Genomic DNA, 23,950 nt, shown 5'->3' on the forward strand with positions numbered 1-23,950 from the left:
GGCACCGATGAGGAACTCTCGCCCAAAGGGTCTACCTCCGTGACACCGCGGATCCAGGTGGGCACTGAAGGAGGCAGCCATGCGCCGAGTGACCGTGCAGAAGCCCCTGAAGAGGACGGACGGCCGCCGGATCCGCGAAGAGGCGGAGGAGCGCCCCGCGGGGCGTCCGGAGGTGCGCAAGGACATCGCACGCACCTGGTGGCCGGACAGCTGACCGGACCAGCAGATCCCGGCGCCCGGTGTCAGATCAGTCGTTTCCGGTAGTGGATGCGGTCGTACGGCCCGTCCACGCGCCGCTCCACGACCTCGTAGCCGAACCTCGGATAGATCTTCTGGTTCTCCCACATCAGCGCGTTCGTGTAGAGCCTGACCTCGGGCAGACCGAGCGCACGCGCGCGTGCGTCCACGAACTCCAGCAGGCGCCGCCCCACCCCCTTGCCGTGCGCGTCGGGATGGACGGCGATGCTGTCGAGAAACAGGTGGTCGTCGTGAGCATCGACCACGACGAGCCCGACCACCGGCTCCCCGAACACGAACACCCGGCCCGCGGCCACGTCCGCCGCATGGTCCGCCTCCATGGGCTGCGGCACCACCCCGATGCGCTCGATGTAGCGCTGGTACGCCGCATCCGTCACGACCATCACGGCCGGCACGTCGGCAGCCCGGGCGGGGCGGATCTCGTCGTTCGTCATGGCGGGAACGCTATCCCGCCTCTCGCGACGGTACAGCCCGGCATTCACCCCTGAAGGGTGATGCTCGCGGCCCAAAGCGGCGACGAACGTGGTTGGAGTGGGGTCGGCCAGACGTTCGACAGGGAGTATCTGATGTCAACTACCCACGAGACCAGGCAGCTCGACGGGGTCCGCAACGCCCGCTACGGAGAGATCATCCTGATCAGCCCTGGGGAACGGGGGGAGCTTCGGGCCGAGGTGTACAACACCATGGGTCTCAACGACTGCCCGCCGGAGAAGTGGTCGGCTCTGGATGCAGTCAGCGTCGCCCGTGAAGCCGAGGTGCCTGCCGCTTGGTTGAACGGTCCACGGTTCTGGCTGATGGACCGCATCACCGCGTCCGGGGTCGGCGACATCCGCTCGTTCCAGGGGCTGGAGGCACGCCGGGTCGCCGAACTGGAGATTCCCGCGGGCTTGGACCTCAACAGCAGGGGAAATGAACGCTTCTACAAGGACCTGGTGGTCAACCGGGACAACGAATGGCTGTTCGCCGCGGGCAAGCCCGTCTATCAACTGCTCGATGCCGATGGCCGTACGTACGTGATGCAGGCGTACTCACACATCGTGGACGACACCCTCACCACGGACGCGCTTCCCAGGCTGGCGGACCGGCTACAACTCCCGGATGGATGGACGTACCGCGAGGACACCCCGGCACGCGACCTCTCGCTGCGCACCGTGAACGGACAGGCGCACGTCCTGCAGGACGAGCTTGAGAACACCTACATGCTCTTGACACAGTGAGGTGCCCACCCTCCTTCCTGAGCCCCCGGTTAGGCCCGCCTTAACGGCACCATAAGGATCTCCATCGCCTGCCCCCGACAGGCGATTTCACGGTTTCTTGGGGCTAGCTTCTGATCGCCCCCCCCCGGGATTCACCCCCACCCCCGAGGACCGTTCCTAGGAGTTCCCCATGTCCTTCCCCAAGCTCTCGACTTCGCTCGAGCAGGGGATACCCCAACGCCGTAAGGCTGCCCTCGTCGCCGCCCTCGGCAGCGCCGCGCTCGCGCTGTCCGCCGCGCCCGCCTCCGCGCACGGTTCGATGGGCGACCCGGTCAGCAGGGTGTCGCAGTGCTACGCGGAGGGACCGGAGAGCCCGAGGTCGGCCGCGTGCAAGGCAGCGGTCGCCGCGGGCGGTACGCAGGCGCTGTACGACTGGAACGGCATCCGCATCGGCGACGCAGCCGGACGGCACCAGGAGCTGATCCCGGACGGCAAGCTGTGCAGCGCGAACAACGAGGAGTTCAAGGGGCTGGACCTGGCCCGCGCGGACTGGCCGGCGACGAGCGTGCGCAGTGGGTCGTACACCTTCAAGTACCGCGTGACCGCCCCGCACAAGGGCACCTTCAAGGTCTACGTCACCAAGCCCGGCTACGACCCGGCGAAGCCGCTGGCCTGGGGAGACCTGGACCTGGAGCACCCGGTCGCGACGGCCACCGACCCGGTCCCCTCGGGCGGCTTCTACACCTTCACGGGCACCCTTCCCGAGCGCTCGGGCAAGCAGCTGCTGTACGCGGTCTGGCAGCGCTCGGACAGCCCGGAGGCCTTCTACTCCTGCTCCGACGTCGGCTTCGGCGGCGGTTCGGCGGGCGGCACCACCCCCGCTCCGAGCGCCTCCGCGCCCTCCGACGGGCAGATCGCGGACGGTGCCGACAAGTCGACGATCGAGCACCACGGGCACGGGGACGACGACGCGAGCACGTCCGCCGAGCCGGCCGCCGCGGCCCCGGCGACCCCGGCCAACGAGCCGAAGGCGGCCGGGACTTCGGAGAACCTCGCCGAGACCGGTGCCTCCACCGGCACCACGTACGTGGCGATCGGCGGCGCGGCGGCGCTGGCGCTGGGTTCGGCGGTGCTGTTCATGTCGGTGCGACGGCGTGCCGCGGGCGGCCGGCACGGGCGGTGATCCAGGACTCCGGGGCCTGTCCGGCGGCTCAGGTCGGACAGGCCCCGGCGGCGCGTCAGCTGAAGGCCGACGCGCAGGTGGTGGCCTTGGCGTGGGCCGGGTCGAGGGCGTTGGCCACCTCGTGGAAGGCGATCCGGTCGAAGAGCCCGATCGCCACGTGCTCGGAGAGGTCGAGCGGGCACAGGTCCTGGAGCAGGACGTTGTGGACGTCCGAGCCGCTCAGGTACTGGTCGCGCCAGGGCGTGGCCACCTCGTCGTACTTGGTGGCGATGACCGTGTAGTGCACTCCGGGGACGGTGTCGCCGCCCGCGTTGAGCTTGGTGAGGAAGGCGGAGCCGGCGATCTGGTCGGCGAGGCCGGGGGTGGTGGCCTTGATCAGGTCCTCGGCGCCGGGGAAGTACGGCAGCAGGTTGGTGAGGCCGTACAGGTCGGTGCCGTGGTTGTCGGGGGCGAGGCCGACTAGGGAGTTCACCTTCGCGGATCCGCCGAGGAACTTCAGGTAGTAGCGGGGCATCATGCCGCCCTGCGAGTGCCCGACCAGGTCGGCCTTGGCGGCACCGGTCGCGGAGAGCACCTTGTCGACGAAGGCGGACAGTTGCTCGGCCGACTTGTCGATGGGGCCGAGGCCGTAGAAGAGCGGGACGCCGGGCAGTTGGCCGTAGTCGAGGGAGTAGACGCAGTATCCGCGGGTCTTCAGATACGGTGCGAGGGACAGCCAGTTGTCGATGGAGTTGCCCAGGGTGCCGTGGACCAGGATCACCGGGCGGGGGTGGTCGGCGGAGGGCTTGCAGGAGTAGTTGTTCCAGCCGCTGCTGGGAGCGGCGTCGGCGGCGTGGGCGGTGGCGGCGGGAACGACGGCCACTGCGGCGGTCAGGAGCAGCGCTGCGAGGGGTCTGAACACTCGCGTCCAGGGCAGCATCGTGTGATCTCCTTGCGGCTCAAGGGAGGTGCGACGGCCTAACCCTGTGATCCGGATCACGAGGATGCTGTTCACTCGTCAAGTTACGGGCGAGTAGTGCAGCTGTGAAGTTACGCGTCAGTAAAAACTTCCAGTGATAACCAGCGGCTCGTTCAGCAGCCGATGAACCGTCACCAGGCAGGTCTGATCGGACGGTAGGGCATGATCCGCGTCAAACGCTCCCGCAACGCCCGCACTTCGCCCTCGCCCAGCAGTTACGCCGCCAGCGCCCCCGGCATCACCGCCCGTGGCCCGAACTTCGCCCGGGCCCGGTCCGCGACCTCCTCGATGCGGCGGACCTTCTCGTCCACGGGGTCGAAGGTGAGCTGGTAGGAGGCCTGGCCGGCGGGGGTCAGGCCCTCGGCACGCAGGGTGAGCGCGCGGACCCGGGCGCGCTGGAGGCCGAGCGCCTCGTACATGCCGTAGGCCGTCCTCGTCAGGGACGCCGAGTGTGCGGTCGGTTCCTTGAGGGTGCGGCTGCGGGTGGTCGAGGAGCGGTCGGCGTAGCGCACGGTGAGGGTCAGGGTGCGGCAGACCTTCTCCACCGCACGCAGCCGGGCCCCGAGTTCCTCGGCGGCGGACAGCAGTGCCGTGCGGTGCCGGTCGGGGTCCAACTCGTCCAGGTCGAAGGAGCGGTCGGCGGCGAGGGATCGGGAGACGGCGTTCGGTACGACCCGGCCCCGGTCGATACCGCTCGCCTTCTCGCGCAGCTCGCGCCCCGCCTTCGCGCCGATCAGCCGCTGCAGCGTGGACAGGGGTGCGGCGGCGACCAGACCCAGCGTGTCCAGGCCGTACTCGCACAGGGTGCGGGCGGTCGCCGTACCGACGCCGGGCAGTGCGGACACGGGCCGCTCGGCAAGGAACTCCGCGATGGCGGCCGGCTCCTCGGGCACGGCACAGGTCACCCCGGGACGGGCGTCGCGCAGCGCCACGCGGGCCAGCATCGGTCCCGGTCCGGCGCCGATCACACAGTCGACGCCGTACAGCGCGAGGGCCCGGACCCGGATCACCGAGGCCAGTTCCACACCGCTGCGCCCGAAGTACCGCTCGGCACCCCGGAGATCGGCCAGCGCCGCGTCCGGGGGCATGGCCTCCACGACCGGGGTGAACTCCTCCAGCAGCCCGAGCAGCCCGGGCAGGGCCGCCTCGTACATCGGCGGCAGCTGGAAACGTACGCAGAGGATGGTCATCCCGCACTCCCCGGACTCTGGTGCCACAACTTCCGTACCGCTGAAGGCCCTTGTGAGGCCTCCTGACCCGCGGGCCGCAGGTCGGCCCACGGATGCATCTCGTACCCGGTCGGCAGATGGATCCGGCGGCCACCCGTCGGGTCCGCCCCGTCCGTCCCGTCCGCGCCGTCCGCCTCGTCCGCGCCTTCCCGGACGGGCTCCGCCAGCCGGGCGGCCACCTCGTCGAGACCGCCCTCGGTGCGCAGTTCGACCAGTTCGGCGAGGTTCCAGGCGGCGGAGCCCACCACGCTCAGGCTGCGCGGGCCGCGCCGCTGCACCACTCCGCGCACCAGCAGCAGCCAGGAGTGGAAGACAGTGTGCGCGCAGGCGTCGTGCGAGTCGTCGAAGAAGGCGAGGTCGACCAGGCCCGTGCCGTCGTCCAGCGTGCTGAAGATGACCCGCTTGCCGGACCGGATCGGCGGGGTCTGGGTGGCCGCCTTGGCGCCCGCGACCAGCACCGTCTCCCCGTGCCGGGCCTCGCGCAGCCGACGCGCGGACACCACGCCCAGCTCCTTGAGGAACTCCCGGTGGTCGTCCATCAGATTGCGCGAGGCGTCCATGGACAGCACGCCCAACTCGGCACTGAGCCGCTCCGCCGAGGTCAGGTCGGGCAGCCCGGCCGAGGCCGTCTTCCGGCCACCGGCCAGAGGGAGCTGACCACCGCCCCCGCCCCGGGCGCCCCGGTGCAGCTCGGTCAGATGCAGCTGCAGATCCCGCCGGTTGGCGCCGAAGGCGTCCAACGCGCCCACCTGTGCGAGCCGCTGGGCGAGGGGACGGCTCGGCCGCGCCCGCTCCCAGAAGTCGAGCAGCGAGGCGTACGGCTGCCCGTCCGCGATCCGCTTCGCCTCGGCCTCGCTGATGCCGTACACGTCGGAGAGCGCGAGCCGCAGCCCCCACACTCCAGATTCAGACACCAGTTCGACCCTGTGTGTCACCCCGGACACATTCACGTCCAGCGGCAGGATCGGCACCCCGCGCCGCCGCGCGTCCGCCAGCAGCAGCCGCTTCGGATACATCCCGGGATCATGCGTGAGCAGCCCGGCGTAGAAGGCGGCCGGGTGATGGGCCTTCAGCCACGCCGACTGGTACGTCGGTACGGCGAAGGCGACCGCATGCGCCTTGCAGAAGCCGTACGACCCGAACGCCTCGACGATCTCCCAGGTCCGCTGAATCGTTTCCGCGTCATATCCGTTGGCCGCCGCATGCTGCGCGAACCAGACCCGGATCCGCCCCTGCGACTCCGGATCGGACAGCCCGCGCCGCACCGCGTCCGCCTCGGCCCGGCCGCAGCCGGTCATGATGTCGACGATGTGGATGATCTGCTCGTGGAAGACGACGACCCCGTACGTCTCCTTCAGCGGCCCCTCCAGATCCGGGTGCGGACAGCGGATCGGCGCCCGCCCGTGCCGCGCCTCGATGAACGGCCGCACCATGTCGGCGGCGACCGGCCCCGGCCGGAACAGCGAGATGTCGACGACCAGGTCGTGAAAGGTGGCCGGCTGGAGCCGCCCCACCAGATCCCGCTGCCCGGGCGACTCGATCTGGAAGCAGCCCAAGGTCTCGGCGGACCGGATCAGTTGATACGTCGCCGGGTCACCTCCCTGCACGGCATCCAGATCGATCCGCTCCCCCGTCGCCCGCTCCACCTCGGCGACCGCGTGCGCCATGGCCGACTGCATCCGCACGCCCAGCACATCCAGCTTGAGCAGCCCGAGGTCCTCCACGTCCTCCTTGTCGAACTGCGACATGGGGAACCCCTCGCCGCTGGTCGGCATGACCGGCGTACGGGCGAGCAGCGAGGCATCCGACAGGAGCACCCCGCACGGATGCATGGCGATCCCGCGCGGCAGGGCGTCGAGGGCCTCGACCAGCTCCCACATCCTGCCGTACCGCGCGCCTTCCCGCTGAAGCTCCCCCGCGAGCTGCTTCAGCTCGGGCAGCTCCTCCAGCGCGGCTCGGGCGTCCCGGGCCCGGATGTGCGGGAAGGACTTGGCGATGCGGTCGATGTCGGCGGGGTCCATGGACAGGGCGGCCCCGACATCACGAATCGCGTGCCGCACCCGATAGGTCTCCGGCATGGCGACGGTCGCGACCCGCTCGGTGCCGAACCGGCCGATGATCGCGCGGTAGACCTCCAGCCTGCGCGCGGACTCCACGTCGATGTCGATGTCGGGCAGGGCGAGGCGGCGCTTGGACAGGAAGCGCTCCATCAGCAGCCCGTGCTCGATCGGGTCGGCGTGCGCGATCCCGAGCAGATGATTGACGAGGGAGCCGGCGCCGGACCCACGGGCGGCCACCCGAATCCCCATGCCCCTTACGTCGTCCACCACCTGGGCAACCGTCAGGAAATAGGAGGCGAAGCCGTGATGGGCGATGATGTCCAGCTCGTCATGCATCCGCGCCCAGTACTCCCGGCGGTCGGCATAGCCGCGCAGCACCATGCCCGCGGCGGCCCGCGAGGCGAGCGCCCGCTGGGCGGTACGCCGCCCGGCGCCGACGAGATGCGCCTCGGGGAAATGAACGCTCCCCATGCCGAGGTCGTCCTCAGGATCGACCAGGCACTCGGCGGCCGTGGCCCGGGTCTGCTCCAGCAGCCGATGAGCGGTGTCGCGCCGATAGCCGGCCGCCTCCACCACCCGCTCGGCGACCCGCAGCATGGCCTGCGCGTCCTTCAGCCAGGCCTCGCCCGAGTCCAGCTCCTTGCGAGGATCGATCGGAACCAGACGGCGAGCGGCATCCAGCACGTCGGCGACCGGCCCCTGACCGGGATCGGCGTACCGAACCGCGTTGCTGAGCACGGGCCGGACCCGCTGCTCGGCGGCGAAGCCGACCGTGCGGGCGGCCAGCCGCAGAGAACCGGACCCCGTACCTTCACGACCGTGCCAGACGGTCTCCAGGCGCAGCGCGTCGCCGTAGACCTCACGCCAGGGAACGAGCAGCTTGGCGGCCCGATCGGGACGCCCCGCGGCAAGAGCACGCCCCACATCGGAGCCCGGCCCCAGCAGCACACTCACACCATCGCCCTGGTTGCCGTCCCAGGGCAGCAAAGGCGCACCCTCACCCTCATGCGCCGCCGTGACGATCCTGCACAGATCGGCCCAGCCACGGGCGCCGTCCCGGGCAAGGAAGGTCACCCGGGCTGCCGACTCATCGACAAAGGCACCACCGCGCACCGGCGCACGCCGCCGCTCACGCCGCGCGACCACCGGCTCACCCACCGCGAGATTCACACCGAACAGCGGACGGACCCCGACCTTGGCGCACGCCTTGGCGAACCGCACCGCGCCCGCAAGGGTGTCACGATCGGTGAGGGCAAGAGCGTCCATGCCCCGCTCCGAGGCACGCTCGGCCAGCCGCTCCGGGTGCGAGGCTCCATACCGCAGGGAGAACCCGGAGACGGTGTGCAGATGCGCGAAGCCCGGCACACGCACCTCCCGCACTCGTGAGCCCCAAACGGCTCTCGAACATCTGTTCCCACCCCCACCATACCCCCATTCCCGAACAAGTGTGCGACATCCGTTCGAGCACCTCTCACCTGCGCGGATGCCGCCTGCGACCAGTACCCGAGCAGGCGCCACAGGCATGAAACGACGAAGCCCGCCCCCACACCCGGGACGGACTCCGACGAAGCAGAAGCCGGGGCGTCAGCCGATCTGCGCCCCCGTGGCCGAGAGCGCCTCGGTGACCGGCTGGAAGAAGGTCTCCCCACCGGAGGTGCAGTCACCGCTGCCACCGGACGTCAGCCCGATCGCGCTGCTGCCGGAGAACAGCGAGCCACCGCTGTCACCGGGCTCGGCGCACACGTCGGTCTGGATCAGACCGCTGACCGTGCCCTCGGAGTAGTTGACGGTGGCGTTCAGCCCGGTGACCGTGCCGTCGTGCACCTGGGTGGTCGAGCCGCTCCGGGTGACCTTCATACCGACGGTGGCCTCGGCCGCGCCGGTGATCTGCTGGGCGGACCCGTTGTAGAGGTCGACCTCGCTCGGGTGATCCACGTCCGAGGTGTACTTGACCAGCCCGAAGTCGTTGCCCGGGAAGCTGGACTGCGCGTTCTCGCCGATGACGTTGCCGGAGGAGTCCGACCAGGAAGAGATGGCCTCGGTGCAGTGCCCCGCGGTCAGGAAGTACGGCTGCCCGTCCTTGACCACATTGAAGCCGAGCGAGCAACGCCCACCCGATCCCGTGATGGCGTCGCCACCGGCGATGAAGGCCTTGAACTCCCCCCTCGACCGCTTCAGTTCGGCCTTGGTCCCAAGCCCGTCGACGACCTTGCCGAGCTTCGCCCACTCACCCCCGGACACCGTCCTGTCCGCGGTGACGACGACCTTGTTGGTGACCGGGTCGATCGCCCACGAGGTACCGGGGATGGTGGCGTCCTTCTTCAACGTCGCTCGTGCGCCCTCGAGTTCGGCCAGCGAGTGGTCGACGATTCTGGCCTTGGCGCCGGCCGCCCGGACGGACTTGGCGGCGGTGGCGTCGAGCACGTTGACGACGAGGCTCTTGGTCCGGGCGTCGTAGTAGCTGCCCGCGGCGTCGGACCCGAGGTCCTCAACCAGCGCCGAGGCGAGCTTTCCGGCCGCCGGAACGGACAGAACCCGCGCTTTTGGGGCGGACTTGGCGGGCTCGCTGGCGTTCGCAGTCTGGAAGGTGACACCCGCGGCGACCAATGCGGCGATTCCCGCGCCGGTCACGACGGCCCGTCGCCCGGATATGCGTCGGTGCTTCAACTCACGTCCTCCTGTGGGGGGTCGGCCCGAGAGGTTGTGGGGACCTCAAGGGCCGGAAGGCTGGTTGACGGGCGCCCACTCTTCCGAACCGCACAGGCAGCACACAAGGTCGACTTCAGGACGCGCGCACGAAGTGACCGCACGCCCCCGCCGACTTGGGCGTACGACGGTCACCCCAGGGAATTCGCACTGCAAACACTACGTGCGAGTAGCCCATCGGCGGACAGTGACAGTTGCCCCTGGCCGGAATGCCACCTTCCCCGGGCAGGAACGAGCCCCCACACGCAACCCGCGCGCGGGGGCTCGCAGAGCCGGACTGACTCAGGGACCGGACTGGCTCAGGGAAGGGTCACACCGTAGTAGCTCAGTGCCTCGGTGACCGGCTGGAAGAACGTCGTACCGCCGGAGGTGCAGTTGCCGCTGCCGCCGGAGGTCAGACCGTAGGCCACGGTGCCCGCGTAGAGCGGACCGCCGCTGTCGCCGCCCTCGGCGCAGACCGTGGTCTGGATCAGGCCGTAGACGATGTCACCGCTGCCGTAGTTGACGGTCGCGTTCAGTGCGGTGACCCGCCCGCTGTGCGTACCGGTGGTGGAACCACGCCGGTAGACGGTCGTGCCCACGGACGGAGTCGCCGCACTGCTGATGGTCTGGCTGCCCACCGCGCTCGGGTGCGCGATCGAGGAGTTGGTGTAGCGCACCAGCGCGAAGTCGTTGCCCGGGAAGCTGTAGCCGACGTTCGTGCCCAGCGTCGTGGTGTGGCCGGAGTTGCTGTACCAGGTCGAGGCGACCTCGCCGCAGTGACCGGCGGTCAGGAAGTAGTACGTGCTGCCGCTGCGCACGTTGAAGCCGAGCGAGCAGCGGTAGGAGCCGCCGTAGATCGCGTCGCCGCCGGTGATCAGCTTGTTGAACTTGCCGGACGTGTGCTTGATGGTCAGCGCGCCCGAGTTGCCGCCGGCCTGCCGCTTGATCTTGGCGATCTCGGCCTGGGAGACCGTGCTGTCGACGGTGACGACGACACGGTTGGTCTTGCTGTCCACCGCCCAGGCCGTGCCGGCGATGTCGGCCTTGAGGACGGAGTCGCTCGCCTTGGTGAGCTGGGTGGCGCTGAACGTGTGGGCGTCGCTGGCGTTCGCGGTGGGGGCGGCGAACGCGGCTGCGGCCAGGAAGCCGGTGGCCACGGCGATCAGCCGGGTCCGTCTTGCGATGCCGCTGCGGGGAGTGGTGCGCTTGATCCTCACGTTTCGTTCCCTCCCAGGGGAAGTCGGGGGCCCGCGTGGGGTCGGGGCCCGTGAGGCGCAGCCAGGGGCCGGTCCTGGGTTCCGAACACGTATGCCCCTGACAAGCGCTGAGGGGGAGTATTCGGCCGAACGGCCGGTAGGCGCAAGGGCACCTTTCGGCCGTGCAGCGTTCAACTGCCCTGCCTGCTACGCGCGTTCACCTTTCACCGCACGGCGCTTCCGTACGACGAGATGATGGCGGTTCCGTACGACGTGACGGCCGCTCCCCTTCAACAGGGAGCGGCCGGTGGACAGGCTAGTAGATGCTGACGCCGTAGGCGCTGAGCGCCTCCGGGACGGGCTGGAAGAACGTCGTACCGCCGGTCGTGCAGTCGCCGCTGCCGCCCGAGGTGATGCCCAGGGCCTTGGTGCCGTCGTAGAGGGGACCGCCGGAGTCGCCGGGCTCGGCGCACACCGTGGTCTGGATCATGCCGCTGACCGTGCCGCCACCCTGGTAGCGGACGCTGACGTTCAGCGCGGTGACGGTGCCGCCGTGGGTGCCGGAGGTGGAGCCGGTGCGCTTGACGTTCTCGCCGACGTAGGCGTTGGCGGCGGTGTAGCCGCCGGGGTGGCTGAGGGCGGTGTTGTCGTAGCGGACGAGGGCGAAGTCGTTGCCGGGGAAGTCGTAGTCGATGGTCGGGCCGATGAGCGTGGTGTGCGCCTGGTTGGTGTACCAGGTCTTGGCGACCTTGCCGCAGTGGCCCGCGGTGAGGAAGTAGTACGTGCTGCCGCTGACCACGTTGAAGCCGAGCGAACAGCGGTACTGGCCGCCGTAGATGGCGTCGCCGGCGCCCAGCAGCGGCCGGAAGACCCCGCTGGTGCGGCGGACCTCGACAGCGCCCGCGTCGGCGCCCGCGGCCTTCTCGATGCGAGCGATGCCGGCCGGGGTGACCGTTGCGTCGGCGGTGACGACGATGTGCCCGGACGCACGGTCCGCATACCAGGCGGTGCCGTCGACGGCGGCCCGTGCGACGTTGTCCGAAACGCGGGCCAGCTGCGCCGCGCCGCGGGCGGGGGTGCCGGTGGCCCCTGCGGTGGGTACTCCCGCCAGGGTGGCGGCGACGAGACCTGCGGCGACGGCGAGCAGTCGGGTGCGTTTGGTTCTCACTGATCCTCCTCTTGGGGAGCGGAAGGCCCTACGGGGTGGGGGCCCGTGAGACGCTGCCGGAATGGCATGTTCCTGACATGCACCGATCAATGAGGATGACGCCGGAGCGTTACGCTCACAAGAGGCTCACAGCAAGGGGTTGACCCGGCTCCGGTTCAGTTCAGGGCACGCTCCCCCGCCTCGATCGCCACGTCCAGCCGGTTGCCCGACGGCGGGAAGGGGCAGATGAAGTGATCGGCGAAGGCGCACGGCGGGAGCTGGGCGCGGTTGAAGTCGACCGTGGTACGCCCCTCGGCGTCCGGTGCCTGCGGGAACAGGAACCGGAAGCGGAAGCTGGTGTCGCCGCTGGTGGCGTCGCCGAACACCGCCCACAGCCGGCCGTCGCCCTGCTGCGCGACCTGGAGCGTGAGATCGCTTCCGGCCAGGGAGAAGGCGAGTTCCCCGGCGAGGGCGAGCCCGCGCTCCCGTCCGTCCGCGTTGCCGACCCGCACGGTGCGCGTGTCGTCGTACGGCGTGAAGCGCCCCGGCACCGACCAGCGCGGGTCGTACGGGGTGGCCTCGATGCCGCCGAAGGTGCGGCGGGCCTCGGCGGCGGGGTCGTAGACCCGCACTCCCCACACGTCCTCGCGGACCAGCACGACCAGCCGCTTCTCGCCCAGCGCGACCCGCGACTCGGCCTCCGGCCCGAGGTCGGCGGCGAGGTGGGCCTCCCCGGCGAAGGGCCTGCCGTCCAGGGTCAGCCCGTCACCCTCGGCGGCCGCGAGCACCACCCCGTCACCATCCGCCACCCACGTCCCGGGAATGTCCGGAAGTCGCCCTTCCGGATGGTCCTCGACCCAGTGGGTGGCGGTCAGCGCGAGCGGCCCATAGGGCGCCGAGATCCTCTCCACGCGCCGCTCGTGCCACTGCTTCCAGGCAGCATCCGGTGCATCGCCGGTCATACGATCCATTCCTCTCCTACGCGCTCGACCCTCCCACGGCGGGTCGGGCAGCCCGAGGGGTGAGCGCGGAGTTGCGCCCTGGTATTCCGTGCGGAATGGGACGGGAAGTCGCGGCGAGTCGTCGGGCCCGGGGCGCGAGGGAGTCGTCCGGCGCCACGAAGTCGAGCCCACTGCGCCAAGTCCCGGACAGCGTCCCGGACTTCACCGACCGGCTCCGGATCCAGCGGTGAGGCCGGCTCGCAGGATCCTGAAGAAGTGGGGGACGACGGGCTCGTCGATCACCAGGTCCCGGATCAGCCCACCGAAGCTGAAGAACTGACGTTCATTCACCCGTACGCTCCGGGCATCACCCATCCGCCCCCGAACATCATATTTCACTCACAGTCAGCAGCCGTACGAGTCAAGACCCTTGGGGCACAAGGGCTCTCGACGGATCGTCTCTGCACCAGTACCGTCACAAACCCCCCGCGCGGCGTCTATCCACTTGGCGCGCCGTCCGCATCATGGATGACCATAGGGATGCGCAAGTAAGAAGGACCGCTGTGAGAGGAGGCGTCCATGGGATCGGTACGCAAGGCGAGTGCGTGGCTCGGCCTCGTCGACGACAACGATGACGAGCGCTACTACGACGACGACTACTCCGAGGGCGCCGAGCCCGCGGACGCCTGGGTCACGGACCCCCGGGTGAAGGTGGCCACGGACACGGCCGAGGAGAAGGGCCGCCGGATCGGCACGGTCACCCCGGACAGCTTCCGGGACGCCCGCGCCATCGGAGAGCTGTTCCGGGACGGGGTCCCGGTCATCATGAACCTCACGGTGATGGAGCCCGCCGACGCCAAGCGCGTGGTGGACTTCGCGGCCGGGCTGACCTTCGGCCTGCGGGGCACGATCGAGCGGGTGGCCAACCGGGTCTTCCTGCTGACGCCCGCGAACACGGAGATCATCAGCGGTGAGCCGGCGGCGCGCCGCGAGGACGGTTTCTTCAACCAGAGCTGAGGCAGGGCCGCTCACCGGCCCTGCCCCGGCCCCAAGGGGTCAGCGGAAGGCGTCGAGCCCGGTGAGCGCCTTGCCCAGCACGAGCTGGTGCATCTCGACGGTGCCCTCGTAGGTGAGAACCGATTCGAGGTTGGTCGCGTGCCGCATCACGGGGTATTCGAGGGAGATCCCGTTGGCACCGAGGATCGTCCGCGCCGTACGGCAGATCTCGATGGCCTCGCGGACGTTGTTGAGCTTGCCGAAGCTGACCTGCTCGGGACGCAGGCGGCCGGCGTCCATCCGCCGCCCCAGATGGTGGGCGAGCAGGATTCCCTTGTGCAGTTCGACCGCCATGTCGGCGAGCTTGGCCTGGGTGAGCTGGAAGCCGCCGATGGGCCGCCCGAACTGCTCCCGTGTCTTCGCGTACTCCAGGGCCGCCTCGAAGCTGCTGCGCGCCGCGCCCATCGCGCCCCAGACGATGCCGTAGCGGGCGTGCGACAGACAGCCGAGCGGTCCGCGCAGCCCGGTGACCTCGGGGAGTACGGCGGTGGCGGGCAGCCGTACGTCGTCCATGACGAGTTCGCTGGTGACCGAGGCGCGCAGGGACCACTTGTGCTTGATCTCGGGCGCCGAGAAGCCGGGGCGGTCGGTCGGTACGACGAACCCGCGGATGCCGTCCTCGGTCTGCGCCCAGACGACGGCCACGCCGGCCACGGAGCCGTTGGTGATCCACATCTTGCGGCCGCTGAGGATCCAGTCGTCGCCGTCGCGCTTGGCGTGGGTGCGCATGGAGGCGGGGTCGGAACCGTGGTCGGGCTCGGTGAGCCCGAAGCAGCCGATCACCTCGCCGGAGGCCATGCGGGGCAGCCACTCCTGCTTCTGCTCCTCGCTGCCGAACCGGTGGATCGCGTACATGGCGAGCGAGCCCTGCACGGAGACGAGGGACCGGATGCCCGAGTCGGCGGCCTCCAGCTCAAGACAGGCGAGGCCGTACTGCACGGCCGACGCGCCCGCGCAGCCGTACCCGGTGAGCGACATGCCGAGGGCGCCGAGCCCGCCGAGTTCGCGCGCCAGCTCCCTGATGACGGGCAGCTCGCCCTTCTCGTACCAGTCGGCGACGTAGGGCAGCACGCGGTCGGCCGCCCAGCTGCGGACCGTGTCCCGTACGGCCAGGTCCTCCGGCTCCAGGAGGTCGTCGATCCCGAGCGGGTCGGCGGCGTCGAACGGGGGCAACTTCGCGGACATGGAACACCCTCCGGCACACTGAGGCACGGTGAAAACTAGCAACGCTAGTTACGCTGTGCGGCCGACGTTACGGCGCGACGTCCCGCACGTCCAGAGCCGCCACGGCGACCCTCGGCTTCTCGGCCTCCCGCGGGGACGGCAGCTCCACCTCGGCGGGCTCCTCCCCGCACTGCATGATCCGGGGCAGCCTGAGCGCCATCACCGCGCCCAGCAGCAACAGGCCCGCGCTCACCAGCAGGGTCACATGCAGTCCGTGCACGAAGGAGTCCCGGGCCGCCCGGCGCAGTGCGTCTCCCACCGGCCCGCCGAGCCGCCCGGCGACCTCGTAGGCCTCGCCCAGCGAGTGGCTCGCCGCGTCCGAGGCGTGCGGGGGCACGCCCGGCACCGACGCGAGAGCGGGTGCGTAGGCCGCGTTCATCACGCTGCCGAGCAGCGCGATCCCGATCCCGGCGCCGAGCTGGTACGACGTCTCGCCGATCGCCGCGGCCCCGCCGGCCTGCTCGGCCGGGGCCTCGCTCAGCATCGACTCGTACGCCCCGAAGAGGGTCGTCTCCAGGCCGAACCCGAGCAGGACGAAGCCGAACAGCAGCAGGCCCGCGTTGTCGGTCGCGCCCATCGCGGTCAGGGTCAGGACCGCCGCGGCGGTGAGGCAGAAGCCGAAGCACACCATCCGGCGCGGTCCGAAGCGGCGCAGCATCCGGGCGCCGGCGAGGCCCGACGCCATCGCCGCGACGGTCAGGGGCAGCAGCCTCAGGCCCGTCTCCAGCGGCGACAGACCGAGCACCAGCTGGAGGTACTGCGCGGCGATCAGCTCCAGGCCGACGAGCGCGAGCATCGCCAGCACGATGCAGCCCACCGAGGTGCTGAACGCCGGCCGCCGGAACATCCGCAGGTCCACCAGCGGGTGCGGGCGCCGTCCCTGCCGTCGTACGAAGAGGAAGAGGAGTGCCGCGCCCACCAGCAGGGGCACCACGGTGAACGGGCTGGCGGGCGACTCACCGCCGCCGAGCCGCTTCACGCCCAGCACGGCCCCGAACAGGCCGGCCGCCGCCATCAGCGCGCCGACCACGTCCCACGGGCCGCTACGGTCACCGCGCGACTCGGGCAGCAGCATCCGGCCGACCGGCAGGCTGACGAGCATCAGCGGGATGTTGACGAGGAAGACCGCGCCCCACCAGAAGTGCTCCAGCAGGAAGCCGCCGAGCAGCGGACCGACCGCCGCGCCGACGGCCGCGACCGCGCTCCAGATGCCGATGGCCAGCGCGCGCTCGCGCCGGTCCGGGAAGACCTGGCGGAGGATCGACAGGGTCGCGGGCATGATCATCGCGCCGCCGACGCCGAGCAGCGCCCGGGCGAGGATCAGCGTCTCGGCGGTCTGTGCGAAGGCGGCCACGGCGGAGGCGACACCGAAGAGGGCGTAGCCGAGGAGGAGGATGCGCCGGCGGCCGACCCGGTCGCCCAGGGTGCCGAAGAGGATCAAAAGGGAGGCGCAGACCAGCGGGTAGACGTCGACGATCCAGAGCAGCTCTATCGCGCCGGGCCTGAGGTCCTCGGTGACGGCGGGGACCGCCACGTGCAGCACGGTCGCGTCGAGGGCGACGAGCAGCAGGCTGACGCAGAGGACGACAAGGACGACCCAGCGGTTTGCACCGGCCCCGGTCGCCCGACGGCGCGGCCGTACGGCAGCCGTGGTCGTCCCGGACATCTACGTACCTCCCAGATGATCCCTCGCGGGCGGCGGATCGGCGGGGTGGGGACTCCCCGTCGTACGGCCGGAGAGGAGCGGTGTCTCCGGCCCGCGCAAACCCACGCGGGTGACTCGTCAGCGTACGCGAGTTCACTGCGGGGTCACGTGGCGGACCTCTCACACGCATGACCGAACCCGTGTGGCGTACGCCACTGCGCCCGCTCTTGACCACGCCCCGGCGGGCGGTCCGGTTCCCCGTCCGGTCGATAATCGAGCCCGTGACCGATCTTGACACGCGCGTGGCACCACCCCGCACCCCCGCTCTGCGCCGGGCGGCGCCGGCCCTCCTCGGGTACGCGGCCGTCCGCGCCCTGGGCCTGGTCGCGCTGGCCGTGTGGAGCAGCGCGCGCGACAAGAGCCCGTACACGCTGCTGACCGCGCGCTGGGACTCCCTTTGGTACACCCGGGTCGCCGAGCTGGGCTACGGCTACGAGGTGCGGCTGCCGAACGGCGACGTCCACTCCAACCTGGCGTTCTTCCCGCTGCTGCCCTGGCTGGAGCGGCTGCTGCACGCGGTCACGCCGCTGTCGTACGCGGACGCCGGTTTCGTCGTCAGCCTGCTCGCCTCACTGGCGGCGGCCTGGGGGATCTTCGCGGTCGCGGAGTGGGTGTACGGGCCTAGGGCGGGGGTCGGCGCGGTACTGCTGTGGGCGGTGCTTCCGGTCGGGATCGTGCAGTCGATGGCGTACAGCGAGTCCTTGTTCACGGCGCTGGCCGCGTGGTCGCTGTACGCGGTGCTGACCGGCCGGTGGGTGAGCGCGGGCGCACTGGCCGCACTGGCCGGGCTGACCCGGCCGGTGGGGCTCGCGGTGGTGGCGGCGGTGTGGGTGGCGGGCGTGATCTCGTTCGTGCAGGACCGAAGCGCACCGGGCACGCACGGCGCACGCGACACAACACGCGCCCCATCTTTCACCACCGGCGCACCCGTCTGGCAACGCGCCCTCGGCATGCTTCTCGCGCCCCTGGGTGCCGCCGGCTATGTCCTCTGGGTCGGTCACCACACCGGCAAAGGCCCGCTCGGATATCTCGATGTGCAGGCCGGGTGGCGCAACGGGTTCGACGGCGGGTACGCCTTCGCACGCTTCGTAGTCGACAAGTTCACGTCATTTCCGTCGGCTCTCGCCGGCGCGGGCCTGATCATCGGAGTGGCTCTGCTGATCTGGCTCTACGTGACCGGCGTACGCCAGGGCCAGCCCGTCACGCTGCTGGTGTACACGGGCGTCGTGCTGGCCCTCGCCCTGTGCGCGTCGAGTTACTTCGGGTCGAAACCGCGGCTGCTGATGCCGGCCTTCCCGGTGCTGTTCCCGCTCGCCCGCGCCCTGGCCCGGCTGCGAACGTCCAGATCGGCGCTGGTCACGGCGGGTGTGGCGGTGGCGACGGCGGTCTACGGGGCCTTCTGGCTGAACGGCTCAGGCCCCCCGTGATCAACTCCGACGGTTCGATGAGCACGCCCTGAATTCCACCCCATGATTCGGTGAACGAATTCATAAGCGCCATAAAACCGGCCTCCCGGCATGATCAAAGGAATTGCAGGAAGCAGGCTCACAGGATTGCGGAATCCCAGGAATTCGGACCGCTCCTGAGAGGTTTCCCACATCACATCGTCATCACAAAGCCGCTGTTTCGACCGGGAACAGAGCTCACTCGCTGTAACGTCGATTGGGTGCGTACCGAACGAAACCTCACCCGGAGTCTGGACCGGGTGTTCGCCAGGCTGGACCGTGAGCCGGAACGACCGGCTCACATCGATGTGCCGAGGATGAGCCGGCACCGGGTCGTGCTGTTCACCGCGACCCTCGCCTTTTACCTGGCGATCGTCTGGGCTGTGGTGATCACCTCCTGGCTGGTCCGGCTCGACTGGCAGGTCATGTTCTTCCGGCCCTACCAGCAGTGGCCGCAGATCCACGCCTTCCTCGACTACTACGTGGTGCTCGGCCAGCGCGGCCCCACCGCCGTGATGGTCGCGGCCTGGCTCGGCTGGCGCTCCTGGCGGCAGCACACGCTCCGCCCGCTGCTGACCCTGGCCACCTCGCTGCTGCTGCTCAACATCACGGTCGGCGCCGCCAAGCTCGGCATGGGGCGGCTCGGTCCGCACTACGCGACCGTGATCGGCTCGAACGAGATGGGTCTGGGCGGCGATATATTTCCCAGCGGCCACACCGCCAACGCGGTGGTGACCTGGGGAATCCTGGCCTATCTGGCCTCCACCCCGAGAGCGCGCCGCTGGCTGTCCGCGCTCTCCGCGGTCACCTCGCTCGGCGTCGGCCTCACCACCGTCTACCTCGGTACGCACTGGCTGAGCGACGTGCTGCTGGGCTGGGCCGCCGGCCTGCTGATCCTGCTCGCCCTGCCCTGGTTCGAGACGCTGATCGCCAAGGCCGAGACCGCGCTCTTCGACCTGCGCGACCGCTGGCGCGCCCGCGGCGACCGTACGGTGCCCTCCCCCACTCTCGAACCCGCTCGAGCGGGGGGACCCCCATCGGCCGTCCCGGTCACGCCCTCGCCGGTGCTGCTCAAGCCGCGCCCCGCGCCCGCCGAGCAGAGCGTCGCCCCGGCGCGCGAGCCGGTGTCGCCGGTGCGCGGCTCCCGGGCCCCGATCCATCTGGCCCCGGGCCCGCACACGGCCCGTTCGGAGCGCACCCCGGTCACCCCGGCGGGCAGCCGCCGCCCGCCGCACGCCGACCGCATCCCACGCGGCACCTCCCAGCCGGCCCGCCCGCTGACCGGCAACTGACGCTCCACCACGGCGGCGGGGCCGGTACGCACAGCCAACCCCCCGCCAAGACGAAGGCCCCGCTCCCGGGAAGAGGGAGCGGGGCCTTCGTCGCAGCGGCCGGCGGGAGCGGGGTCAGCCCTTCCAGGCGCGGGCCACCCGGCCGTCCCGCACCTCGAAGTTGAGCCGGCCCACCCGGTACTCCATGGTGATGATCGTGCCCGGCGGCAGCGACCGTACCGTCGACCACCCGCGCTCCCGAGCGAGCCGCTCGGCGCGCGTGGCGTCGAGGCCGACGTACCCGTCCGGACTGTCCTGGGGCTCCGCTGGCGGAGTGGGAATCGGTGCCATGCGGCCACGCTAGGCCGCATCGGACGGTGACGGAAGCCGGAACCGGCGTACCGCGTCCCGGCGCTCCCCCGGTCCCTCTCCGGTCACACTTCTGTCACAGGTTCCCGACACTCGTTTCCGTCGCCGTGACATCAACTACTGCCGCAGCGGGCATCACACGTACGGGGGTTTCCGTACCGCCCACCGGGGCAATCGAACAGAATTCCCGCGTGTCGGAGCAGCCCCTCGAATTACCCGCCGGAATACCCCTCGATGCGGATCGGAGCGGTCCCGGGTGCGATTCCCCGCGGAATCCGGCGCCATGCCCGGCGAGCTGACACCGCATAGGAAATTCACGGATTCAGCACACGACCGACGCACACGTCAGTCCCTCCCGGATCCGCCCCGCGGCCCCGCTGCCCGCGCCAGTGCGGCGTCCAGCCGGTCCCGGACGCTCCTGATCACCTCGTTCAGCTCGACGGGCTCCAGCACCTCGAAGGGGAGGCCCGTCATCATGATGTGAATGACCATCACCTCGAGGTTCGGGGCACCGCTGCGCAGGATGCACGCGTCCTCTCCGTCGGCGTCCAGCATCCCCGCGGACGGCGAGATCCGCTCGGCCGCCGTCCGCAGCGGCGCCAGCAGCCGGACGGTGGACTGCGCGGCGTACGCGCTCGTGGAGACGCCCTTCGACACATAGGCGGCGAGATCCTCCGCGGGCGGCTCGCGCGGGTCGAAGCGCGGGCCGTGCGGCGGCTTCGGCGTGATGCGGTCGACGCGGAAGGTCCGCCAGTCCGCCCGGTCGACGTCCCAGGCGACCAGATACCAGCGCCGCTCGGTGCACACCAGCCGGTGCGGCTCGACGGTACGGCGACTGGCCGTGCCCTCGTGGCTCAGGTACTCGAAGCGCAGCCGCTCGGCGTCCCGGCACAGATGGGCGAGTTCGGTGAGCACGGCCGGGTCGACGGGGGTGGACGGCGGACCGCCGCGCAGCATCGGCACGGTGAAGGCGTTGAGGGCGCCCACCCGGCGGCGCAGCCGGTCCGGCAGCACCTGTTCCAGCTTGGCCAGGGCGCGTACGGAGGTCTCGCCGATGCCCTCGATGCCCTGTCCCGCCGCGGTGCGCAGTCCGACGGCGACGGCGACGGCCTCGTCGTCGTCCAGCAGCAGCGGGGGCAGTTCGGCGCCCACACCGAGCTGGTAGCCACCGCCGGTGCCGGGGCTCGCGTTGACCGGGTAGCCCAGTTCGCGCAGCCGGTCCACGTCCCGGCGGACCGTGCGCGAGGTGACACCGAGCCGCTCGGCGAGTTCGGCTCCGGACCACTCACGGTGGGCCTGGAGCAGCGAGAGCAGGCGCAGCAGTCGTGCCGAGGTCTCCAACATGGGGCCGAGTCTGCCAGCCGATGCGGACAGCCGCTGTCCTCATTCAGGACAGCGGCTGCACCGGTCAGGTGCTCGGCACCCGTCGTGTGCCTCAGAGCGCGAGGCGCTGGCCGGGCACGATCAGGTTCGGGTCGCCGCCGATGACCTTCTCGTTGGCGGCGTAGATCCGCTGCCAGGTGGTCCCGTGCCGGGCGGCGATGGCGCTCAGGGTGTCGCCCTCGCGGACGGTGTAGTCACCGCGGGAGGCACTGCGGTCGGTGTGGCCCGTCGCGCGTTCCGACGCCTTCGCCGGTGCGGACCTGGCCGGGGCGGCGGACTTGGCCGGGGCGGACTTCGTCGTCGCACTGCTCTTCGAGGCGCTCGTGCCCGAGGTGTTCGTGCTCGGGGAGCCGGCCGCAGGTGCCGAGCCGGAGGCTCCGGCCCGCGCCGAGCAGACCGGCCAGGCGCCCCAGCCCTGGGCGTGCTGAACCTTGGTGGCGACGGCGATCTGCGCGCTCCTGGAGGCCTGGTCGGCCGTCGGGGCGTAGGCGGTGCCGCCGTACGCGCGCCAGGTGCCGGCGGAGAACTGGAGCCCGCCGTAGTAGCCGTTGCCGGTGTTGATGTGCCAGTTGCCACCGCTCTCGCACTGGGCGATGCGGTCCCACACTCCGTTGTCCGCCGCGGCGGCGTTGCCGGTCGCGGCCAGCAGCCCCAGCGGGGCCAGCAGCGCCGCCCCGGCGAGGGCGGCCGTCGTACGGCCCTTGCGGGCGCTGTCGTGACGAGCGGTGTTGCGGGTGGTATCGGCACACTCGGACATGTAATTCCCTCTCCACGAACCCGGGCTCCCCCAGGCGGAGCACGCCTCCCCGCGTAGGACCGCGGTTCGTCGCGCCCGCCCCGTCCGCCGCGGCCGGTACCTGATCGTGCTCTGCCTGGTGCCGGCCGGCGGACGTACCCGAGCGGTGCTCGCTGCACACGGCGGAGGAATGTAGGGAGATCGGGCCGCCGATATCAACCAACTCCCTGTCATTCCAGGCCAGTTCGCCGTTACCTTGGGTATCGGCGATTTTCGGCCAGCCCTTTCATCCGCTGATTTCATGATTTTTCGACCACCCGCTCAGGCGATCTGTGACCCACTTCACCCATTCAAGTTCCTTGACTGCGCGAGGAGTTGACGGGGAGTGGCCGATTCCGTGCAGACGGTGACCCTGTGCGGTGGTTGGTTCGATTCCGTTATCCCCTGGGCGTGACCACCACCACAGGACGCCCGTTGTCTTCTTCATGAGCCCGGAACCCCGGGGCTCAGGGGCCGGGAGCCACCCGGCCGACCCAGCACCGCATCCCGATGGGAGCCACCGTGCCGCGCATGCTCGACGTCAGTGACGCCGTACGCGCCGAGATCGGCGACGAAGAAGCCGACCGGCTGCTCGCCGGAGAGAACGCCCCGGGCAGTTACGACTGCACGTCCTGCCGCACCCCGGGCGACTCCGAGCAGGAGCGCACCAGCACCGTTCTGTTCGTCGGCGACGAGACCGCCGTGCTCGCCTTCGCCCACGCCAGCTGCCTGCCCTCGCAGGTCGTCCAGGTCACCGAGGAGCAGCTGCAGGGCGCGGTCCGCTCCATCGGCGGCAGCGCCGCCGGCGTGGGCGAGCCGCACCGGGCCGTGCCCGAGCAGGCCGTGCTCGGCGTGACCAGCGGACTCGTCCTCGTCGAGGGCGAGTTGCACCCCGCGCTCGTGGTCGAGCCGACCGCGCCCATCGTGCGCCCCGGCTCCGTCGCGGCCGGTGACGACTTCCTTCCGCTCCTCATCGAGCAGGGCTTCATGCCGCTGACCGAGCTGGCGACCGTTCCGGCGGTGCTGCACGGCTGGTCGGTGCTGCTCGCCGTCGGACAGCTGCACGCGGTGCTGCAGCCGGGCACCAACGGAGGGCAGCCGGTGGCCTGGTGGCAGGCGCATCAGCCGCTGCAGGTGACGGACAGCTGGCGGGCCGCCGCCAACAAGCACCAGCAGGTGCTGATGTTCGCCGCGCCGGTGGGGTCCATCGGGCGGCAGCCTCGGGAGGACCTGCTGCGGGAGGCGCTGGACAAGGCTGCGGCGAACGGGAAGCTGGTGGCTGCGGCGCTGCCTCTCGCGGGTACCTGACAGTCGTCTGTGGGCTGAGGGCTGCGGACTGTTCGACGGCTGCGGCTGGTTCGTGGCTTGTCACGCCCCTGAATGCCGTACACCGGCCGCATCCCTTCAAGGTTGCCGTCGTTTGGACATACGTGCACGCATACGACGCTCCCTCCCGCCGGTCCGCCTTCCCCTCCGTTCCGTCCGCGCGGACGGGGCAGGAGGGGGTCGGCAGGCCATCGGCCACGCCGATCTACGACTCGCTCTACGCGGAGTGGGTCAAGACCTTCCGTACGCTGCCGGGTGACCGCAGCGGCGAGGAGGGGCTGGACTTCACGGCCTTCGGGAACATGCCGCACGGCACGGGCTCGTACGGCGGACACCGGCCGGGGTCGTTCAGCAGCTCGTACAGCGCCTACAGCGCGGGGGCCTACAGCGCGCGGCAGCAGTCGCAGTGGCAGCGGATCGGCACCCTTGGGCGGCAGCAGGACACCGGGATGCACCATGTTCCGGCGGGGCTGCCGCCTGCTCCACGCCGGGGTCTGTGACGCACGTACGTACGGCGAAGGGCGGCTCCTGGCGCAGGAG

Annotated in this window: 22 protein-coding genes; 8 read left to right on the top strand and 14 right to left on the bottom strand. The window is 70.6% G+C overall.

The genetic code is table 11. From position 1 onward, the window contains the following. Positions 1–79: 79 nt before the first annotated feature. Positions 80–214, top strand: coding sequence for a hypothetical protein (locus ACFY3C_RS11455; RefSeq protein WP_386574576.1), 135 nt, complete (start codon positions 80–82; stop codon positions 212–214). A 28-nt stretch (positions 215–242) separates the two neighbouring features. Here ACFY3C_RS11455 and ACFY3C_RS11460 read toward each other — a convergent pair whose 3' ends face one another. Next, positions 243–692: a GNAT family N-acetyltransferase gene (locus tag ACFY3C_RS11460; RefSeq protein ID WP_386574575.1), complete on the bottom strand. Its 450-nt coding sequence runs from the start codon at positions 690–692 to the stop codon at positions 243–245. Positions 693–752: 60 nt separating this feature from the next. Here ACFY3C_RS11460 and ACFY3C_RS11465 point away from each other — a divergent pair, with 60 nt between their 5' ends. Both ACFY3C_RS11465 and ACFY3C_RS11470 read left to right on the top strand, forming a co-directional pair. Continuing rightward, a complete protein-coding gene (locus ACFY3C_RS11465) occupies positions 753–1,475 on the top strand; it encodes a hypothetical protein (protein ID WP_390770618.1) in 723 nt (240 codons plus the stop codon). 208 nt (positions 1,476–1,683) lie between these two features. Continuing rightward, positions 1,684–2,637 carry a lytic polysaccharide monooxygenase gene (locus ACFY3C_RS11470; protein ID WP_390770619.1) on the top strand — a complete coding sequence of 318 codons (954 nt, stop codon included), beginning with the start codon at positions 1,684–1,686 and terminating at the stop codon, positions 2,635–2,637. A 55-nt stretch (positions 2,638–2,692) separates the two neighbouring features. Here ACFY3C_RS11470 and ACFY3C_RS11475 read toward each other — a convergent pair whose 3' ends face one another. From ACFY3C_RS11475 to ACFY3C_RS11510, 8 genes are all read right to left on the bottom strand, one after another. After that, positions 2,693–3,556: an esterase/lipase family protein gene (locus tag ACFY3C_RS11475; RefSeq protein WP_390770583.1), complete on the bottom strand. Its 864-nt coding sequence runs from the start codon at positions 3,554–3,556 to the stop codon at positions 2,693–2,695. Between the two features lie 254 nt (positions 3,557–3,810). Continuing rightward, a complete protein-coding gene (locus tag ACFY3C_RS11480; protein ID WP_386574545.1) occupies positions 3,811–4,785 on the bottom strand; it encodes a hypothetical protein in 975 nt (324 codons plus the stop codon). Then, positions 4,782–8,249, bottom strand: a complete 3,468-nt coding sequence (locus tag ACFY3C_RS11485) for a DNA polymerase III subunit alpha (RefSeq protein WP_390770584.1) — start codon at positions 8,247–8,249, stop codon at positions 4,782–4,784. The genes ACFY3C_RS11480 and ACFY3C_RS11485 overlap by 4 nt, the downstream gene beginning before the upstream one ends. Before the next feature lie 219 nt (positions 8,250–8,468). Further along, the gene (locus ACFY3C_RS11490; RefSeq protein ID WP_390770585.1) at positions 8,469–9,551 is read right to left on the bottom strand and encodes a S1 family peptidase; all 1,083 of its coding nucleotides are present in this window, start codon (positions 9,549–9,551) and stop codon (positions 8,469–8,471) included. A gap of 338 nt (positions 9,552–9,889) precedes the next feature. Continuing rightward, positions 9,890–10,789 (bottom strand): S1 family peptidase, encoded by a 900-nt coding sequence (locus ACFY3C_RS11495; RefSeq protein WP_386574542.1) that lies wholly within the window; start codon positions 10,787–10,789, stop codon positions 9,890–9,892. A 295-nt stretch (positions 10,790–11,084) separates the two neighbouring features. After that, the gene (locus ACFY3C_RS11500; protein ID WP_390770586.1) at positions 11,085–11,936 is read right to left on the bottom strand and encodes a S1 family peptidase; all 852 of its coding nucleotides are present in this window, start codon (positions 11,934–11,936) and stop codon (positions 11,085–11,087) included. 155 nt (positions 11,937–12,091) lie between these two features. Further along, complete coding sequence (locus ACFY3C_RS11505; RefSeq protein ID WP_390770587.1) at positions 12,092–12,877, bottom strand: DUF1684 domain-containing protein; 786 nt, start codon at positions 12,875–12,877, stop codon at positions 12,092–12,094. 201 nt (positions 12,878–13,078) lie between these two features. Further along, complete coding sequence (locus ACFY3C_RS11510) at positions 13,079–13,207, bottom strand: hypothetical protein (protein ID WP_390770588.1); 129 nt, start codon at positions 13,205–13,207, stop codon at positions 13,079–13,081. Positions 13,208–13,435: 228 nt separating this feature from the next. On the opposite strand from ACFY3C_RS11510, the gene ACFY3C_RS11515 reads away from it, so the two are divergent. Beyond that, positions 13,436–13,873 (top strand): cell division protein SepF, encoded by a 438-nt coding sequence (locus tag ACFY3C_RS11515; RefSeq protein WP_386574537.1) that lies wholly within the window; start codon positions 13,436–13,438, stop codon positions 13,871–13,873. Between the two features lie 39 nt (positions 13,874–13,912). Here ACFY3C_RS11515 and ACFY3C_RS11520 read toward each other — a convergent pair whose 3' ends face one another. Both ACFY3C_RS11520 and ACFY3C_RS11525 read right to left on the bottom strand, forming a co-directional pair. Beyond that, on the bottom strand, positions 13,913–15,097 hold the full coding sequence (locus ACFY3C_RS11520) for an acyl-CoA dehydrogenase family protein (RefSeq protein WP_390770589.1): 1,185 nt from the start codon (positions 15,095–15,097) through the stop codon (positions 13,913–13,915). Between the two features lie 67 nt (positions 15,098–15,164). Beyond that, positions 15,165–16,802 (bottom strand): MFS transporter, encoded by a 1,638-nt coding sequence (locus ACFY3C_RS11525; protein ID WP_390770590.1) that lies wholly within the window; start codon positions 16,800–16,802, stop codon positions 15,165–15,167. Positions 16,803–17,062: 260 nt separating this feature from the next. Here ACFY3C_RS11525 and ACFY3C_RS11530 point away from each other — a divergent pair, with 260 nt between their 5' ends. Both ACFY3C_RS11530 and ACFY3C_RS11535 read left to right on the top strand, forming a co-directional pair. Beyond that, positions 17,063–18,268 carry a mannosyltransferase family protein gene (locus ACFY3C_RS11530; protein ID WP_390770591.1) on the top strand — a complete coding sequence of 402 codons (1,206 nt, stop codon included), beginning with the start codon at positions 17,063–17,065 and terminating at the stop codon, positions 18,266–18,268. A gap of 239 nt (positions 18,269–18,507) precedes the next feature. Beyond that, on the top strand, positions 18,508–19,578 hold the full coding sequence (locus ACFY3C_RS11535) for a phosphatase PAP2 family protein (protein ID WP_390770592.1): 1,071 nt from the start codon (positions 18,508–18,510) through the stop codon (positions 19,576–19,578). A gap of 114 nt (positions 19,579–19,692) precedes the next feature. On the opposite strand, the gene ACFY3C_RS11540 is transcribed toward ACFY3C_RS11535, so the two are convergent. From ACFY3C_RS11540 to ACFY3C_RS11550, 3 genes are all read right to left on the bottom strand, one after another. After that, positions 19,693–19,908 (bottom strand): I78 family peptidase inhibitor, encoded by a 216-nt coding sequence (locus ACFY3C_RS11540; protein WP_386574531.1) that lies wholly within the window; start codon positions 19,906–19,908, stop codon positions 19,693–19,695. 363 nt (positions 19,909–20,271) lie between these two features. Next, the gene (locus ACFY3C_RS11545) at positions 20,272–21,270 is read right to left on the bottom strand and encodes a helix-turn-helix transcriptional regulator (protein ID WP_390770593.1); all 999 of its coding nucleotides are present in this window, start codon (positions 21,268–21,270) and stop codon (positions 20,272–20,274) included. Positions 21,271–21,361: 91 nt separating this feature from the next. Further along, positions 21,362–22,066 (bottom strand): transglycosylase family protein, encoded by a 705-nt coding sequence (locus ACFY3C_RS11550; RefSeq protein WP_390770594.1) that lies wholly within the window; start codon positions 22,064–22,066, stop codon positions 21,362–21,364. 540 nt (positions 22,067–22,606) lie between these two features. On the opposite strand from ACFY3C_RS11550, the gene ACFY3C_RS11555 reads away from it, so the two are divergent. Both ACFY3C_RS11555 and ACFY3C_RS11560 read left to right on the top strand, forming a co-directional pair. Continuing rightward, a complete protein-coding gene (locus tag ACFY3C_RS11555; protein WP_386575004.1) occupies positions 22,607–23,392 on the top strand; it encodes a hypothetical protein in 786 nt (261 codons plus the stop codon). Between the two features lie 122 nt (positions 23,393–23,514). Further along, positions 23,515–23,910, top strand: coding sequence for a hypothetical protein (locus ACFY3C_RS11560; protein ID WP_386574527.1), 396 nt, complete (start codon positions 23,515–23,517; stop codon positions 23,908–23,910). Positions 23,911–23,950: the final 40 nt, after the last annotated feature.

This window comes from Streptomyces sp. NPDC001410 (genome assembly GCF_042895235.1).
Taxonomy (GTDB): domain Bacteria; phylum Actinomycetota; class Actinomycetes; order Streptomycetales; family Streptomycetaceae; genus Streptomyces.

Excerpts from the sequence above, each read along its gene's own strand:
- ACFY3C_RS11465 (WP_390770618.1), top strand. The coding sequence starts at position 753 with ATGCTCGCGGCCCAAAGCGGCGACGAACGTGGTTGGAGTGGGGTCGGC.
- ACFY3C_RS11480 (WP_386574545.1), bottom strand. The coding sequence starts at position 4,785 with ATGACCATCCTCTGCGTACGTTTCCAGCTGCCGCCGATGTACGAGGCG.
- ACFY3C_RS11520 (WP_390770589.1), bottom strand. The coding sequence starts at position 15,097 with ATGTCCGCGAAGTTGCCCCCGTTCGACGCCGCCGACCCGCTCGGGATC.
- ACFY3C_RS11540 (WP_386574531.1), bottom strand. The coding sequence starts at position 19,908 with ATGGCACCGATTCCCACTCCGCCAGCGGAGCCCCAGGACAGTCCGGAC.
- ACFY3C_RS11550 (WP_390770594.1), bottom strand. The coding sequence starts at position 22,066 with ATGTCCGAGTGTGCCGATACCACCCGCAACACCGCTCGTCACGACAGC.
- ACFY3C_RS11460 (WP_386574575.1), bottom strand. The coding sequence starts at position 692 with ATGACGAACGACGAGATCCGCCCCGCCCGGGCTGCCGACGTGCCGGCC.
- ACFY3C_RS11505 (WP_390770587.1), bottom strand. The coding sequence starts at position 12,877 with ATGACCGGCGATGCACCGGATGCTGCCTGGAAGCAGTGGCACGAGCGG.
- ACFY3C_RS11525 (WP_390770590.1), bottom strand. The coding sequence starts at position 16,802 with ATGTCCGGGACGACCACGGCTGCCGTACGGCCGCGCCGTCGGGCGACC.
- ACFY3C_RS11455 (WP_386574576.1), top strand. The coding sequence starts at position 80 with ATGCGCCGAGTGACCGTGCAGAAGCCCCTGAAGAGGACGGACGGCCGC.
- ACFY3C_RS11545 (WP_390770593.1), bottom strand. The coding sequence starts at position 21,270 with ATGTTGGAGACCTCGGCACGACTGCTGCGCCTGCTCTCGCTGCTCCAG.
- ACFY3C_RS11475 (WP_390770583.1), bottom strand. The coding sequence starts at position 3,556 with ATGCTGCCCTGGACGCGAGTGTTCAGACCCCTCGCAGCGCTGCTCCTG.
- ACFY3C_RS11515 (WP_386574537.1), top strand. The coding sequence starts at position 13,436 with ATGGGATCGGTACGCAAGGCGAGTGCGTGGCTCGGCCTCGTCGACGAC.